General features: G+C 55.7%; 12 protein-coding genes. 7 read left to right on the plus strand and 5 right to left on the minus strand.

Annotated features, from left to right (window positions below; all coding sequences use genetic code 11):
* The first annotated feature begins 54 nt into the window (after positions 1–54).
* Positions 55–2,475: an ABC transporter permease gene (locus tag SD425_RS11175; protein WP_324678496.1), complete on the plus strand. Its 2,421-nt coding sequence runs from the start codon at positions 55–57 to the stop codon at positions 2,473–2,475.
* A 574-nt stretch (positions 2,476–3,049) separates the two neighbouring features.
* Here the strand turns inward: SD425_RS11175 and SD425_RS11180 are convergent.
* Complete coding sequence (locus SD425_RS11180) at positions 3,050–3,244, minus strand: hypothetical protein (RefSeq protein ID WP_324678499.1); 195 nt, start codon at positions 3,242–3,244, stop codon at positions 3,050–3,052.
* A 508-nt stretch (positions 3,245–3,752) separates the two neighbouring features.
* Between SD425_RS11180 and SD425_RS11185 the strand changes: the two genes are divergently transcribed.
* A complete protein-coding gene (locus tag SD425_RS11185; protein ID WP_324678501.1) occupies positions 3,753–4,616 on the plus strand; it encodes an AraC family transcriptional regulator in 864 nt (287 codons plus the stop codon).
* A 193-nt stretch (positions 4,617–4,809) separates the two neighbouring features.
* The gene (locus SD425_RS11190; protein ID WP_324678503.1) at positions 4,810–5,736 is read left to right on the plus strand and encodes an alpha/beta hydrolase; all 927 of its coding nucleotides are present in this window, start codon (positions 4,810–4,812) and stop codon (positions 5,734–5,736) included.
* 37 nt (positions 5,737–5,773) lie between these two features.
* On the opposite strand, the gene SD425_RS11195 is transcribed toward SD425_RS11190, so the two are convergent.
* On the minus strand, positions 5,774–6,280 hold the full coding sequence (locus SD425_RS11195) for a DUF4112 domain-containing protein (protein WP_324678505.1): 507 nt from the start codon (positions 6,278–6,280) through the stop codon (positions 5,774–5,776).
* 163 nt (positions 6,281–6,443) lie between these two features.
* Between SD425_RS11195 and SD425_RS11200 the strand changes: the two genes are divergently transcribed.
* Positions 6,444–7,433, plus strand: coding sequence for an aldo/keto reductase (locus SD425_RS11200; protein ID WP_324678507.1), 990 nt, complete (start codon positions 6,444–6,446; stop codon positions 7,431–7,433).
* Between the two features lie 230 nt (positions 7,434–7,663).
* Positions 7,664–8,062: a hypothetical protein gene (locus SD425_RS11205; RefSeq protein ID WP_324678509.1), complete on the plus strand. Its 399-nt coding sequence runs from the start codon at positions 7,664–7,666 to the stop codon at positions 8,060–8,062.
* 22 nt (positions 8,063–8,084) lie between these two features.
* On the opposite strand, the gene SD425_RS11210 is transcribed toward SD425_RS11205, so the two are convergent.
* The gene (locus tag SD425_RS11210) at positions 8,085–9,536 is read right to left on the minus strand and encodes a diadenylate cyclase (protein ID WP_324678511.1); all 1,452 of its coding nucleotides are present in this window, start codon (positions 9,534–9,536) and stop codon (positions 8,085–8,087) included.
* A 221-nt stretch (positions 9,537–9,757) separates the two neighbouring features.
* Between SD425_RS11210 and SD425_RS11215 the strand changes: the two genes are divergently transcribed.
* Positions 9,758–10,009: a hypothetical protein gene (locus SD425_RS11215; RefSeq protein WP_324678513.1), complete on the plus strand. Its 252-nt coding sequence runs from the start codon at positions 9,758–9,760 to the stop codon at positions 10,007–10,009.
* A gap of 130 nt (positions 10,010–10,139) precedes the next feature.
* Here the strand turns inward: SD425_RS11215 and SD425_RS11220 are convergent, their stop codons facing one another.
* The gene (locus tag SD425_RS11220) at positions 10,140–11,366 is read right to left on the minus strand and encodes a TIGR03862 family flavoprotein (protein ID WP_324678515.1); all 1,227 of its coding nucleotides are present in this window, start codon (positions 11,364–11,366) and stop codon (positions 10,140–10,142) included.
* Between the two features lie 176 nt (positions 11,367–11,542).
* Here SD425_RS11220 and SD425_RS11225 point away from each other — a divergent pair, with 176 nt between their 5' ends.
* The gene (locus SD425_RS11225) at positions 11,543–12,730 is read left to right on the plus strand and encodes a cation:proton antiporter (protein WP_324678517.1); all 1,188 of its coding nucleotides are present in this window, start codon (positions 11,543–11,545) and stop codon (positions 12,728–12,730) included.
* A gap of 76 nt (positions 12,731–12,806) precedes the next feature.
* Here the strand turns inward: SD425_RS11225 and SD425_RS11230 are convergent, their stop codons facing one another.
* Positions 12,807–14,585: a chloride channel protein gene (locus SD425_RS11230; protein ID WP_324678519.1), complete on the minus strand. Its 1,779-nt coding sequence runs from the start codon at positions 14,583–14,585 to the stop codon at positions 12,807–12,809.
* Positions 14,586–14,614: the final 29 nt, after the last annotated feature.

The following is a 14,614-nucleotide window of genomic DNA, read 5'->3' on the forward strand; positions in this document are numbered from 1 at the left end:
GCCGTTTTCTTTTTCAGAGTTCGCGCGCTGCCTACCTCATTCGCTAGTACTGCCATGTTTCAGAACTACTTCAAAATCGCGCTGCGCAACCTCTGGCGCAACAAAGCATTTTCGGCCATCAACATATTGGGGCTGGCCATCGGCATTGCTACCTGCTTGCTGATCATGCTGTTCGTGCAAAACGAGCTGAGCTACGATCGCTACAACGAGAAAGCCGACCGTATTGTGCGGGTGGTGTTTCGGGGTTCGGTGCAAGGGCAGAAGATGAAGGAGGCAAACGTGATGCCCCCCGTAGCCCAAGCGCTGCAGGCCGAGTACCCGGAAGTTCAGGCCGCTACCCGCTTGAAAACCGATGGTTATCCGCGGATTATCTACGGCGATAAGTCTCTGAAAGAAAGCAACGTGGCCCTAGTCGACTCCAACTTCTTCCAGGTGTTCACCATTCCATTGCTCCAAGGCGACCCGCAAACGGCACTAGTGCAACCTTACACGGTGGTGCTTTCCCGAGCCACCGCGCACAAGTTTTTTGGTGATGCCAACCCCATTGGTAAGGTGCTGACCTTCAAGGACTGGAACCACAGCTGCAAAGTGACGGGCGTGTTCGATAAGGTACCCGCCAACTCGCATTTCCACTTCGACATCTTCGCGTCGCTGTCCAGCGTGCCCGATGCGAAATCCTCCTCCTGGATGATTTCGAGCTATTTCACCTACCTGGTGTTGCCAAAAGGGTACGACTATAAAAAGCTGGAAGCCAAGTTGCCGCCGATGGTGGAGAAATACCTAGGCCCGCAGCTACAGCCCGCGTTAGGAATAAGCTACAAGCAATTCATCCAAAAGGGCAACAACCTAGGTCTGTTCTTACAACCCCTGACGGACATTCACTTGCACTCCGACTTCACGGGTAATCTGGAGGGCGACGGCGACGTGCGCTACGTGTACATCTTCGGGTCTATTGCCGTGTTTATGCTGTTGATTGCCTGTATCAACTACATGAATCTTTCCACGGCCGGCGCTTCCAAGCGGGCGCGTGAGGTGGGAATCCGCAAAGTACTGGGGTCGCTTCAGGGGCAACTCGTCGGGCAGTTTCTGCTCGAGTCCATTCTGCTGACGCTCGTTGCACTGCTTCTGGCGCTGGTGTTGGTCAACATGGCCCTGCCTGTTTTCAACGACCTAGCCCGGCAGCAGTTAACCTTCGAGCTGACGGCTACGTGGTGGCTACTGCCAAGCCTAATGCTCTTTGGCGTGCTAGTAGGGGCGCTGGCTGGCAGCTACCCCGCTTTCTTCCTTTCTTCCTTCAACCCCGTGGCCGTGCTCAAGGGTAAGTTCACCTCGGGCAAAGGGCGGCTAGGCCTGCGAAGTGGCTTGGTGGTGTTTCAGTTCTGTGTATCCATCGTGTTGATGATCAGCACGGTGGTAGTGTATCAGCAGCTGCAGTACATCCAGCACAAAAAGCTAGGGTACGATAAAGAGCACGTGCTCGTGCTGCCCGACGCGTACTTGTTGGGCCAGCATGCCGAAGCGTTTCGGCAACAGCTGTTGCAAGATCCGCGTGTGGTGAGCGTGAGTACTTCCGGCTACTTGCCCGCGGGCCCTTCTTTCTCCAACAACTTCTTGGCCTCAGGCGACGACAACCCCACGCAAATCTTGCGGATGCTGCGCTATGAAGTGGACCCCGAGTACATTCCCACGCTTGGTATGAAGGTGATTATGGGGCGTAACCTTTCTCGGCGTTTCTCCTCCGATACGGCTGCGGCTATTCTGAATGAAACCGCCGTTCGGGTATTTGGCTGGGAGAAGAACCCCCTAGGTCGCACCCTAACCAATTCAAGCAACGAGGGGCATAGATCCACGTTTCGAGTGGTTGGCGTGGTGAAGGATTTCCACTTCAAGTCCCTGCACGAGCCGATTTCCGCGCTAGTCATGACCCTGGGTACCGCCTCCGGAACGGTGATTGTGAAAGCGAAAGCTACCGACCTTACGGGTTTGCTAGCGTCCATGAAAGCACAATGGCACACCTTTGCTCCCGAAGAGCCTTTCTCGTATTCATTCTTGGATGAGCGCTTTACCCAGACGTACGAGGCTGAAAAAAGGCTAGGTCGTATTCTCTACATTTTCGCCGGGCTGACCATCTTCGTGGCGTGCCTAGGCTTATTCGGGCTGGCCACGTTCACGGCCGAGCAGCGCACCAAAGAAATCGGCATCCGGAAGGTGCTAGGCGCTTCTGTCACTAGCATCGTGGCTTTGCTCTCCAAAGACTTTCTGAAACTGGTGCTGGTGGCGAACGTTGTGGCGTGGCCCCTTGCTTGGTGGGGCATGCACACGTGGCTGCAAGACTTTGCCTACCGTATTTCGCTGAATTGGTGGACGTTTGCCCTCGTGGGCGTCACAACGTTGCTCATTGCCCTGGCTACGGTGAGCGTGCAGGCTGCGCGAGCGGGCACTACCAATCCTATTAAGAATTTACGCGTCAACTGAGCTGTTCTCTAGGCGGGCACGAGCATGAGAAGACTAGGCGTTTTCTGATTCCCCTAAGCATATCCGCTCAGAAATTTGAGGAGTGTTTTTCGGCGCGAGGCAATCCGCTTCCGGCGAGGGTTCGTAGGTGAGCCCACGGCACTAATCCAGGTGCTGGTATGGATTAGTAAAAGCCCGGGCCATTTGGTCGGGGCTTTTCTGTTGCCACCGCCTCCGTTAGGGAATTACATCCCATACCTGTAAGAAGAGGTAGATGGCGCTGCCCATAGCTGCTAAGGCGACGTGCCTGAGTAAGCGCTCCGCTAAGTGCGGTCTGTATGTATTACGGTTAGTGTTTTCCATGCAATGGCGCGCTTTGGCAAACCACTTGCCAGCCTTCGCTGAGCGTTGCTCTAGACTAAGAAATAAGACGGTCTGCTCGTTTTTCCTTCGCCAGCATAAACAGGCAAGACGTCTCTTTGACGTCACACTATAAAGCTTGGCAGCACTGCGCAAAAGTGCCGCCAGCAGCGCTCAATGACAATAAATAGCTCTACTGCTTGTTAAGTGAGCTTTGCTACAACTTACTGATAGCTTAGATAGCGGGGGCGTAAGCTGACGCCTCGGTGTCAGACGAAAAATCTCCGATCAACAGGCCTCCCACTAGCAAGGCCGAGCCATTTTGCAGGGCATGCTGTCCGACTTCGCTGGTGACAAACTGGCCATCAATGGTGCGAAAACCGGCTTGGGTGGTGAACCAAGAGGCGAGCGTGAGGACGACAGAATTCATAATGATACGCGGCTAAGAAGGGGGACTAGTTGATGATATAAAAGTACAGGCAGTAAGCTCAGCCGTAAAGGCGAAAAAAGGGGTAATTGTGACTTGTATTCTGTTAATATATGGTAAATAATATACTTATATATAATGGCCTAGGCTTAGTTAGCTCACGCAACGAGGTGTTAGCTAATATATGATTTGTGACATGTTTATAAGCCCGACTATAAATTAGCTTGCGTCTTTTTGCAAGTGAAGAAGCAAGCATGAGAGAAAAAACTTCTGTAGAGTACTAGGAAGTGATTTTCGATATGTGGCAGAGGAAAGCGTTAGCTTGTGAGCCTATACCTAACTCCACGTTAGCTAATGGTTATTACCTAGCCTGCAGAGAAAGCTAGGTCCGTGTTTGTAACCTGCTTGGTGGCTCGCTATAGACGTGTGCAACAACATCTGCTATCGTAATCGTGCGCCAAGCAGAACAGCCAATGGGCTTTGGCGGTTAGGTACTACCAATCTGCAAGAGATGAACTACCAGTATAATTCTGAGATGTATGGTCAGCCGGCGGCCGAAACCAGTGCGCATTATGCATGGCCGGGCCTACGCGTAGAGCGTTACCAGTTGGAGGCTATGGTGCTGCCGGCGCATTATCACGCCCAGCATTTACTTCTTCTCCACCAGGGTAAGCAACCGGTTCGGTCGCGCCGTGGAAGTGGGCGCCGCTTGGAGGAAGGCGTGTTTCGGGCTGGCGATGCGGGGCTTTATCCTGCTGGTGAGTATGAGTCTATTGGTTGGGATGGCCCCGCCGACCTCATTCACCTGCATCTGGATGCGCAAGTACTGGAAGAGCGTGCCCGCCAAGAAGTAGACGCGCGGCGCTTTGGCCTGCGCGAGCAGTTTCAATTTGCCGACGGCTTTCTGAATCAGCTAGGGCAACAATTGCTGCTAACGGCTAAGGCAGAGTATCCGCTGGGCAAGTTCTATGTGGAGTCCTTGGTCACTACGCTTAGCTATCATCTGATTACCCATCATGCCACTTACGAGCACAGTTCTGGCCCAACCGGCGCCCGGCTAACGACAGCAGTTTTGGCACGGATTGAGGCTTACTTGGAAGACGCACCGGAGCAGGTTGTCTCGCTTGCTACACTAGCCGGGTTAGCGAACCTAAGCGTCTTTCACTTTGCTCGGCGGTTCAAACTGACTACTGGCAGCACACCTTATCAATATGTGCTGGCCTGGAAAATGAAGCGGGCGCAGCAACTGCTCCGGGCCGGGGAACTGCCCATTGCCCTGATCAGCGACAGCCTAGGTTTTGCGTCGCCCACGCACTTTTCGGCCGCTTTCAAACGGGCGTTGGGTTGCACGCCCCGCACGTTTCAGCGGCGCTAACACTACCGTAGGCGTAATTGCTTGCGTTGGCGCTCATGCAAGCCGGGCAGTTAAACGCGCAAAAGCAGCAAGAATGTAGCAGAAGAGCGCAAGAAACGCGCAAGCTGCCCGGCAGGCTCATAGGACCTTTGTAGCAAGAACAGATAGTCGGCGAGCGACTATCTGGTTCAGGTCACTATCAACTGCTTTTTGTATGCAACTTACCCCTTCTGCCCCTTCAGATGCTTATTCGGATGAACAGCTTTTAGAACAATTTCCTGGCTTTACGAACCACTATGCCACCGTCAATGGGATCCGACTTCACTACGTGCAAGGTGGCAGCGGCAAGCCGTTAGTTTGCTTGCCGGGCTGGCCACAAACGTGGTATTCTTTCCACCCAATAGCTGCTCAGCTGGCCGAGCACTACCATGTTATCCTGCTCGATATCCGCGGGATGGGTAGTTCCGACAAGCCTGCTACTGGCTACGACAAAAAAACGATGGCCCAGGATGTGTACGAACTTACGCGCCTGCTAGGTCTTTCGGAGGTGTCGCTCCTCGGGCACGATATCGGGGGCATGGTCGCCATGAGTTTTGCCTTTAATTACCCCGACGCAACGCACAAAGTCGTTGTGGCGGACGGAGGGCATCCGAGCGAAGGGATGCGGTACATGTCGTTGCTACCGGCGCCCGGCGCATTCGAGGCGAAGATGGATGGTAATAACCCGTACGTGTGGTGGATGTCTTTCAACCAGGTTAAAGAACTGCCTGAGCAGCTGCTGGCGGGGCGTTTCCGGTATCTGCTAGATTGGCTTTTCCGATACGTGATGGTCGACGAACACAAGATGGTAGAGTTTGACCGGCAGGTGTACGCGGCCGCCTATGATGATGCCGAGAGTATCCGGGCTGCTAATGCTTGGTACCAGGCTTTCGAGCAGGATATGCAGGACGCTAAAACGTACGCTCCGCTGGCTATGCCGGTGCTAGGCATAGCGAGCTATGTGTCCTACCAGACAATGAATAGGGGATTGCCAGACGTAGCCCAAAACCTTGAGGTGGTTGGCCTTTTGGATAGCGGGCACTACCTGTTCGAGGAAAGTCCCGCTCAGGTGCTTGCCGCCGTTCTGCGGTTTCTAGAGTAGCTCGCCGCTGGGCACCGTGCCGGCGCTTGTGGGCAGGCTAGCTCCAATGTACTTGGCCGTAGTGCCAGAGCCACGAAGTAAGTGCCCACAGGCCCCAGGCAAGTAGCCCAAAGAACACCAGCATACCGAGTAACACTAGCGTTAGCAGACCCCGGCCTCCGCCTTGGTACTTGCCCTCGGCGTAATGGCGGCGCAGCAACTCCACGTTACGGTCGTTGCTCTTATAAGCGAAGTCGAAGATGTTGCCAATGATGGGAATGGCCCCTAGGATGGTGTCAATGAAAATGTTGAGTGCCATGCGGATGACCACGTGGCGACTGGCGCCGTGGCGCATCATCGTCAGGACCAGCATACTTGACACGGCAAACGTAGATAAGTCGCCGACGAAGGGAATAAGGCCGAGCAACGGGTCGAGGCCAAACCGAAAGCGCGTGCCGGGCAACGTAAACTGGCTATCCATCAGGCGCGCCACACGCTCTACCCAGCGGAGCCGCTCATCGGTAGTAAAGGGTTGGGGACGAGTAACAACAGAAGGGACAGGCATAATACAGCGGCTTTTTCTCCTCTAACGAAAACGCCAGGAAAAAGGCAGTCGTAGGAGAGGGCATGACCTAGGGTGCTAATCAAAAATCGGCCACCGCGGTTACGTTACTGTTCTTATTCCCCTCATCAGCCCTAGCAATAGGCAACCAACCACTACTACCAATATGGAAACGCGCACTTTAGGCAACTCCGAACTCACCGTATCAGCCCTCGGTCTGGGCTGCATGGGCATGTCCGACTTCTACGGCGGCCGCAACGACGAGGAAAGCATTCGCACTATTCACCGGGCCCTGGAACTCGGGGTTACCTTCTTCGATACGGCCGATATGTACGGCCCTTTTCTGAACGAAGAGCTAGTTGGCCGAGCCTTGCAAGGCAAACGCAGCCAAGCGATTATTGCAACGAAGTTCGGGATTCAGCGCGACCCCAATGACCCCACGAAGCGTGGCATCAATGGGCGTCCCGAATACGTGCGCCAAGCCTGCGAAGGAAGCCTGCGCCGCCTCGGCACCGACCACATCGACCTATACTACCAGCACCGCGTCGACCCCAATACACCCATTGAGGAAACCGTAGGCGCCATGAGTCGCCTGGTGGAGGAAGGCAAAGTGCGCTACCTAGGCCTGTCGGAAGCTTCGTCTGATACGCTGCGGAGGGCGCATACTGTACACCCCATTGCGGCGCTGCAAAGCGAGTACTCGCTCTGGAGCCGCGACCCGGAAGATGGTACGCTGCAAACGTGTCGGGAGCTAGGTACCAGCTTAGTGGCCTACAGTCCGCTAGGCCGGGGTTTCCTCACAGGACAGATTCAGAAGTTCGAGGACTTGGCCGAAGATGACTACCGCCGCTTCACACCTCGTTTTCAGGGAGAAAACTTCCAGAAGAACCTCGACGTGGTAGCGCGCATTCGCGAAATAGCTGCGCAGAAAGGCTGCACGGCTGGGCAGCTAGCCTTGGCTTGGGTGCTAGTCCAAGACCAGAAGATTGTGCCCATTCCTGGCACCAAGCGCATTGCCTACCTAGAAGAAAACCTAGGTGCCCTGCAGGTGCAGCTCACCGACAATGATTTGCAACAAATCGAGGAAGTGGCTCCGCGCAGCGCTATTGCCGGCAACCGCTACCCCGAGGCTATGATGCAAACGCTGAACGGCTAGGTAGACGCTCTCGGATTAGTACTAGGAAACTAGAAAGCTAGCTCCCCTCCTTTTTTGAAGGAGGGGTTAGGGGTGGTCCAGTTCGATGAACGATAAGTAGATGCTAGTTCTAATTTTTAGCGCTAGTCAGACCACCCCTAGCCCCTCCTTCAAAAAAGGAGGGGAACTAGCTTTCTAGTTCTATACCCTAGATCGAAGCCAAGCAGTACTCTAACCTAAAGAGTAGTAGGATGAAAAAGTATATACTTGCCTTATTGACAATACTTTGCGTGAGCTTTGCCGGGCAGGCGCAGCGCGCCACCAGCCCACCCGCCGACTCGGTGATGATTACGGTGTTCCTGCGGCACCAGCAGGACAAAAGCCTGAAGCAAATTCAGGAAGTACAGGAGAAAAACAACCTCTGGGGCATGTTTCCGCCCAAGGAAACGCGCGTGGTATCGTGGTACGTGATGATGGGCATCGGGCAAGTCGTGACGCTGAAAGTAGCGCCCAAAGACGTGCGCACACTGAACCTAGCTATTGAGAATGGTGCCTGGGGCGCCTTCAACACCGAATTTTACCCCACCTACGACTACGTGCCGGTGTGGCGCGAATCGATGGAAAAACGCAAGGCAAGCGGAAAAAAATAAGGTAGTACGGCGCCCACTTTGCCTATTTTTGCAACGGGGGCAGCAGGTCAATCAACCCATCTTCGCTCACCACAATAGCGAGCACCGGATAGCGGCTGCTTTCCACGTAACGTACGGCTGAGTTGTAGCGCGAACCCCGCGATGAATCGCCCTTCTCGGTCGCTAAGCCGTCGAGGATGGCCCCAATGGCGTAGCAAATGCCCGTTGGGTTGATAAGCACAGCCCCATCAATATTGGTGGCCAAGCGTAGCACGGACGGCGTCATGATGCGCGGGGCTACCCGGAAGCATTGGCGCGTGAGGCGGGCCGCTTCCTGGGCGGCACCCTCCGAAATCACCAAAATAGTGCCCGTGGGCTGCCTACTAGCGTTTTGGGTAAGCTCCCAGAGGTAAGAAATGCCGTTGTCATCAAGGTGAGGAAAAACCCGCCGCACGGCCCGCGTGAAGTTAGCCTCATCGACCCGCCCCTGGGGCAAACGCGGGGTATTAGACACTACTTTCATCATCACGTACCCATCGTGGCTCAGCTCCCAGCTGTAGTGCTTGGTGAAGTGCACTGTGAAAATGGGTTCGTACTGCGGATCGGAGCGCTCTACTAAATAGCCTAGCCCAAATACGTCGCTGGCATCTGTAACGAGAGACGTGCGTCCCTCACTCAGCTCCAACAGCTTACGGATAGAGCGGTGGTCACGCAGTGGGATGGGTGTTTCGAGGGTGAGGACCGGCACTACCGCTGGGTGGTGGCGCCGGGCCACGAGCATAGTGCCAATGCCTTCGTCGCCTTCGTGGCGCAGGGCGGCCACCCCGTTGCAGGCATCATACAAGCCATGGGTGCCAGCCGCAGCACGCAGCATGAAGCGGCGTCCCGCTGCGCGTAACAGCTCGTTGTAGTCACGGTCGAGCACGGGGCGGTCGTCGTCGTCGTCGGATTCGCGCATGGCGCGGGCGCAATCCTGCAAAAATTCCTGCACAGCCGCCGCTAGCAACGAGCCACGCCGGGCGCCGGTGCTGAGTGGGGGCAGAGCGTAGTAGCTCAGATACGTATCAACCGAAAACTGCAGGGCAATGATAACCGAGTAGCCATACAGGTTGACTGGCAACGAGCAGAAGCTGATGCGGTCTTCGCCGCGCTCGGCCGCTAGGTTTTGCAGGGTCAGCTCGGTGGAGCGCCGCAGCAGGTCGTACCAACGCTGCTTCTCGTAGCGGTCGTGGTCGCCGGGGTGCAGGTGGTACACCACCTCGCGCGGGCCCTCGGGTTCGAGGGAGCTAGCCCGGTTTTTTACGCCGGCAAAATCAGTAGGCTTGTAGCGATGGGTGGGGGGTTCTACCACCACAGCCTGGGGCTCGTCAGTTTCGCGGGCCGTAGCTAGGCCCAGCAGAAAAACTTCGGGTTTAAGATTTCGGTCGAGCAGGTTAAATACACCTTCGGCAAATAACTGTGCCGTAACGCGGAAGAGGCTTTGGTGGTCCCACATGGGTGATTCGGGCGGGGCGGGCAATCAGGAAGAAGAAGGGAGAAATGAATGGTACGGAAAACGAGCCGGAAGGTAGCTGAACAATCGACAAGATTCCGACCATTTTTCGCAACTTCCGGGTAAGCACCTAGTTAATGCCGTAATAACGTAGCTAGTTAGGTTTGTAAAATGCCTAGGCTTACCGTACCTTCGAAGTAGCTCACTTAACCACCGCCGCGGCCATGATGATAGATCTTCTGTTCGGTTTTATGTGCGCCGTGTCGTTTTTGCCACTTACCACGGGCTACTGCGCCTACAGCTATGGGCGCTCTTTCTGGCTGTGGTTTGCGCTGGGCTGGGTGCTGCCGATTATCTCTTTCTTTATCCTGTTTGCCCTGATCTGCCGCAAGCAACTCAATCAGGGCGAGCGGTTGCTGTCTGAAGCCAAAGACATTCTGGCTGAGGCGGAAAAAGCTGCTGTAAACAAGAAGTAAGTACAGCACAACGCCACACCAACGAGCGCCAAACGACCACCCAAGGGTAGGGTATACCCGTCGCTAGCTAGGGCCCTAGCTTTGTGCGCGACCTAGGGAGTGCGTGACGGCAGACCAGAAACCCCAGCGGTTAGATTGTACCAGCCGCTAACCACTCCTGCATCCCTCGCGCGGCCCATGCGCCCGTGCTGAAGCACCCTTGCAGCAGATAGCCGCCCGTGGGCGCTTCCCAATCTAGCATTTCGCCGGCTACGAACGTACCAGGCCGGCGCCGCAGCATGAGCTGTTCATCGACTTCCGCAAACGGAATGCCCCCGGCCGTAGAAATAGCTTCATCCAGCGGGCGCAAGCCGGTAACCGGGAGCGGCACTTGGCGCAGTAACTGGGCTAACCTTTCGGGAGTGGCTGTGGCTTCGGGTGGGGCTACTTCGCGCAATAGCGTAGGTACCGGCTGACCGAGGTGCAGTGCCTTGACCAGAAAAGCAGCCAATGATTTGCCGCCGCGCGGCTGACCTAGCTTTTGCAAAAGCTGCGCGTCGGTGAGGTCGGGCTTGAGGTCGAGCAGGAGCGGGGCGGGCGTGTTTTGGGTTAGAGCGGCACGCAGGGCGGGCGTGAGGGCGTACACGGGGGTGCCTTCTAGCCCGTAATCCGTGAGCAAAACTTCGCCGCGTACTTGCTGATCGCCGCAGTGCAGGGCAATGTTCTTGAGCGGCGTTCGGCCAACTTTCTCCTTGAAGAAAGCAGACCACTGAATCTCGGCACCGCAGTTAGCCGGGGAAAAAGGCACCGTAGCAACTCCAGCGGCCTCCACGAGCGCAGTCCAGCGGCCGTCGGAGCCGGTCTTGCTCCAGCTGGCACCCCCAAGGGCAAGCAGCGTGGCGTCGGGCTCAAGCACGAACTCCTGCCCGCTCACGTCGTCGCGCAGACGTAGCCCTTTGGCACCGACGAATCCCAGCCAGCGGTGCCGAGTTTTCAGCTCTACCCCTAGCTCTTGCAGGCGCTTGAGCCAGGCGCGAAGCAGCTGAGCGGGTTTGTACTCATCGAGCGGAAACACGCGGCCACTGGTGCCTACGAAGGTGGGAATACCTAGGTCGGCGGTCCACTGCCGCAGTTCATCGGGCGAAAAATGCCGCAGATAAGCTGCAAACTGAGTCTGTGCCGCCCCGTAGCGCGCCGGAAATGCCGTAGTCGACTCCGCATTGGTAAGGTTGAAGCCACCGTGTCCGGCTACCAAAAACTTGCGACCGACGGTGGCTTGTGCTTCGTACACCGCAACGTGGTGCCCTGCCTCCGCCAAGCGCTGCGCCGCCAGTAAGCCTGCTGGTCCGCCGCCTACAACGGCAATAGAAAACGCCATAGAGTTAAAAAAGAAGCAAGATACGTTACCTAACTATTGGGCGACTAATAAGCAGGAGTAGTGTTAGGTAATGTACTCATTGATAAATACTTATTAAATAATGTGTGACTATTTTCTGGCGATAAGCGGAGAGCGGCCGTATAGCAGAGCTTACTAAGCCTCACCGAGCCACCTGCATGAGTTCGTACAACATCCTGATTGGGCTGAGCATAGCCGTTATTCTTTCTTATTTGTTCGATATGGCCGCGCGGGCCACGAAAGTGCCGTCCGTGCTGATGCTGCTCTTGACGGGTATCGCCCTAAGACAAGCCGCCGACTACACCGACCTGCACCTAGTCGTGCCGAAGGTAGTGCTGGAGATATTCGGGATTATTGGACTGATTATGATTGTGCTGGAAGGCTCCCTCGACCTCACCCTAGCGCGCGAGAAAGCCCCGCTGATTCGGCGTTCCTTTTTCGCTGCCGCGCTGATTCTGATCGTTCAGGCTATTGCCATTGCCTTGCTGCTGCGAGAATATGTGGGGGTGTCGTTCCAGAGCTGCTTGGTGAATGCGGTGCCGCTGGCCGTCATCAGCAGCGCTATTGCCATTCCGAGCGTGGCGAGCCTAGGTGGTGAGAAGCAGGAATTTATCGTGTACGAGAGCACCTTCTCCGACATCCTAGGTATCATGTTCTTCAACTTTGCCTTGCAGGATAACTTTGCCCAGGGCATTTCCTTTATCACCTTCACGCGCGATTCCATCGCCATTCTGTTGGTAGCGGTGGTCAGTACGGCGGTGTTGGCGTTCTTACTCGACCGGATTCGACTGCACATCAAGTTCTTCCTGATCCTAGCTTTCCTGGTGCTGATGTATAGCCTAGCCAAGGAGCTACACTTGTCGTCACTCCTGCTGGTGTTGGTGTTCGGCCTGGCGGTCAATAATGCTGAGCTGTTTCTGAAAGGACCTCTACGGCGCTGGTTCCACCCCGAGCGGCTCACCAGCGAAGTGCAGCAGCTACGCAGCATCACGGCCGAGTCGGCCTTCCTGATCCGGACCTTCTTCTTTCTAATTTTCGGTTACTCAATCACCATCAGCAGCTTGCTAAGCAGTGCCGTGATTCTTCAAGCCTTGCTGATTATAGGGGTGCTGACCGTCATTCGCTTTTTTTACCTGCGTTATATTGCTCGCACCGATCTGATTCCAGAGTTATTCATTGCCCCGAAGGGCCTGATTACGATACTGCTATTCTTCAGCATTCCGCCCAAGCACAGCATCGGCGAAATTAGCGAAAGCATCCTTTTCATGGTAATCCTGCTTACTGGCGTGCTGATGATGGTTGGCTTGCTGCTAGCCCACCGCAAACCCGAGCTAGGGGAGTATTGAGTGACTGAGTCAAACAGCCGGGCAAGGTACTAGAACAATCACTCAGTCACTCAGTGCGAAGCCACTCAGTCACTCTTCAGTCACTCTCTTTGAGGAGCTGACGGCGGTAGGCCGCTAGGATGGTCGTCTTTAAAATAAAGCCCACATACTTGCCTTTGCGCACAACTGGCAGGGCCCACGCATCGTGTTCCTCCAGCTGGTGCAAGGTGTCGAGCATGCTATCCTCAACGTTGATGATAGCGGGCGGAGGGCTCATTAGGTCGCTTACGCGAGTGGTGTCGTAGTGCTTGTCGTCGAAGAGAGCATCACGCACTTTATCCAGTGACACAATGCCTAGCAGCTGCATATCGTCGTCGAGAACGGGGAAGAGGTTGCGGGAAGCGTGCCGGAAGGCATCGACTAACTCCCCGAGCGTGTCATCGGGGTGCACGGCTACGAAATCACGTTGCACGAAAGCCAAAAGGCTAAGCTGGGCCAGAATGCCCCGGTCGCGGTCGGCGTGCATCACTACGCCACGCTGCACCAGCTTGCGGGTGTACACCGAATAGGGTTCGTAGTATTTCGTGATGAGGTAAGAGCTAGACGTCACCACCATCAGCGGCACAAACAGCGCGTAGCCGCCCGTAATTTCGGCAATCAGGAAGATGCCTGTGAGTGGGGCGTGAATCACACCGGCCAGCACTCCCGCCATCCCGAGCACCACAAAGTGCACTTCCGAAATAGGGTAGAGGCCACTCATATTGATGAGCCTAGCCAGGATGAAACCTAGGAGCGCACCAGTAAACAGCGACGAGCCAAACATGCCCCCGTTGCCGCCCGCCCCGATGGTGATGGTAGTGGCAAACACTTTGAACAGCATGCTAGCTCCCGCCATCAGCAGCAGCGTCCAGATGTTCTCGTCGCGGTACACGGCGAAGATAGACCCGTCGACGAGGCGCTCAGGCTGGCCGCTCAGCAGCAGCTGCACGATGTTGTAGCCTTCGCCGTATAGGGGCGGAAAAATAAACACCAGCCCGCCCAGAATCAGCCCGCCCACAACTACTTTGCGGAAAGCACCCGGCCAGGTAGTGAAAAACTTATCGGCTAGGAAGTAGATGCGGATCATGTACACCGACAGTAGCGCCGTGAACACCCCGAGGGTCAGGTAAAGCGGAATGGCTTCGACCGGCCACGTGGTGGTAATCAGTACGAACGGCTGGCCCACGTAAAAGGCCTTGGAAATGACGGTGGCGGTGGCTGAGGAAATCAGCAACGGGATAAAAAAGGGCGCTGATAACTCCGACAAAATCACTTCTACCGCGAACAGCACGCCCGCAATGGGACTGTTGAAGATGGCCGCCACGCCCGCGGCCGCGCCACAGCCCGTGAGCAAACGCCGTTCGCGCCGACCCACCCGCAGCAGGCGACCTAGGTTGGAGCCCAGCGCCGCACCCGTTACCGAAATAGGCGCCTCCAACCCCGCCGACCCCCCGAAGGTGACAGTCAGGAAAGAGGTGAAAAATTGTGAGTACATCTTGCTCCGCGGCACGATACTGCCTTGGCGCGCAATGTTGTAAATGATAGGAGCAATACCACGGCTGAGCTGCCCATCGAGTACGTAACGGGTAAACAGCACCGTAAGCCCAATACCAAGGATAGGGTAGAGAAAAAGGGCAAAGACGCGTTTTTGCTCGGGTATCCACTCGTACAGCCATTCCTGCGCCGTATGCACGGAACCCTTCAGGATGACGGCCGCTAGTCCGGCTACGGTACCTACCAGCACGCTCACCAAAATCAAGTACACCCGGTCGTTGATATGGCGCAGGCGCCACAGCAACAGCGGACCTAGGATGCGGTGAACGGTACTTTTGGGCATTGATGAATCGCTAAGGGCAGAGTAATAAA

Origin of the sequence: Hymenobacter sp. GOD-10R (assembly GCF_035609205.1) — a bacterium.
Lineage (GTDB): Bacteria > Bacteroidota > Bacteroidia > Cytophagales > Hymenobacteraceae > Hymenobacter.

Excerpts from the sequence above, each read along its gene's own strand:
- SD425_RS11175 (WP_324678496.1), top strand. The coding sequence starts at position 55 with ATGTTTCAGAACTACTTCAAAATCGCGCTGCGCAACCTCTGGCGCAAC.
- SD425_RS11180 (WP_324678499.1), bottom strand. The coding sequence starts at position 3,244 with ATGAATTCTGTCGTCCTCACGCTCGCCTCTTGGTTCACCACCCAAGCC.
- SD425_RS11185 (WP_324678501.1), top strand. The coding sequence starts at position 3,753 with ATGAACTACCAGTATAATTCTGAGATGTATGGTCAGCCGGCGGCCGAA.
- SD425_RS11190 (WP_324678503.1), top strand. The coding sequence starts at position 4,810 with ATGCAACTTACCCCTTCTGCCCCTTCAGATGCTTATTCGGATGAACAG.
- SD425_RS11195 (WP_324678505.1), bottom strand. The coding sequence starts at position 6,280 with ATGCCTGTCCCTTCTGTTGTTACTCGTCCCCAACCCTTTACTACCGAT.
- SD425_RS11200 (WP_324678507.1), top strand. The coding sequence starts at position 6,444 with ATGGAAACGCGCACTTTAGGCAACTCCGAACTCACCGTATCAGCCCTC.
- SD425_RS11205 (WP_324678509.1), top strand. The coding sequence starts at position 7,664 with ATGAAAAAGTATATACTTGCCTTATTGACAATACTTTGCGTGAGCTTT.
- SD425_RS11210 (WP_324678511.1), bottom strand. The coding sequence starts at position 9,536 with ATGTGGGACCACCAAAGCCTCTTCCGCGTTACGGCACAGTTATTTGCC.
- SD425_RS11215 (WP_324678513.1), top strand. The coding sequence starts at position 9,758 with ATGATGATAGATCTTCTGTTCGGTTTTATGTGCGCCGTGTCGTTTTTG.
- SD425_RS11220 (WP_324678515.1), bottom strand. The coding sequence starts at position 11,366 with ATGGCGTTTTCTATTGCCGTTGTAGGCGGCGGACCAGCAGGCTTACTG.
- SD425_RS11225 (WP_324678517.1), top strand. The coding sequence starts at position 11,543 with ATGAGTTCGTACAACATCCTGATTGGGCTGAGCATAGCCGTTATTCTT.
- SD425_RS11230 (WP_324678519.1), bottom strand. The coding sequence starts at position 14,585 with ATGCCCAAAAGTACCGTTCACCGCATCCTAGGTCCGCTGTTGCTGTGG.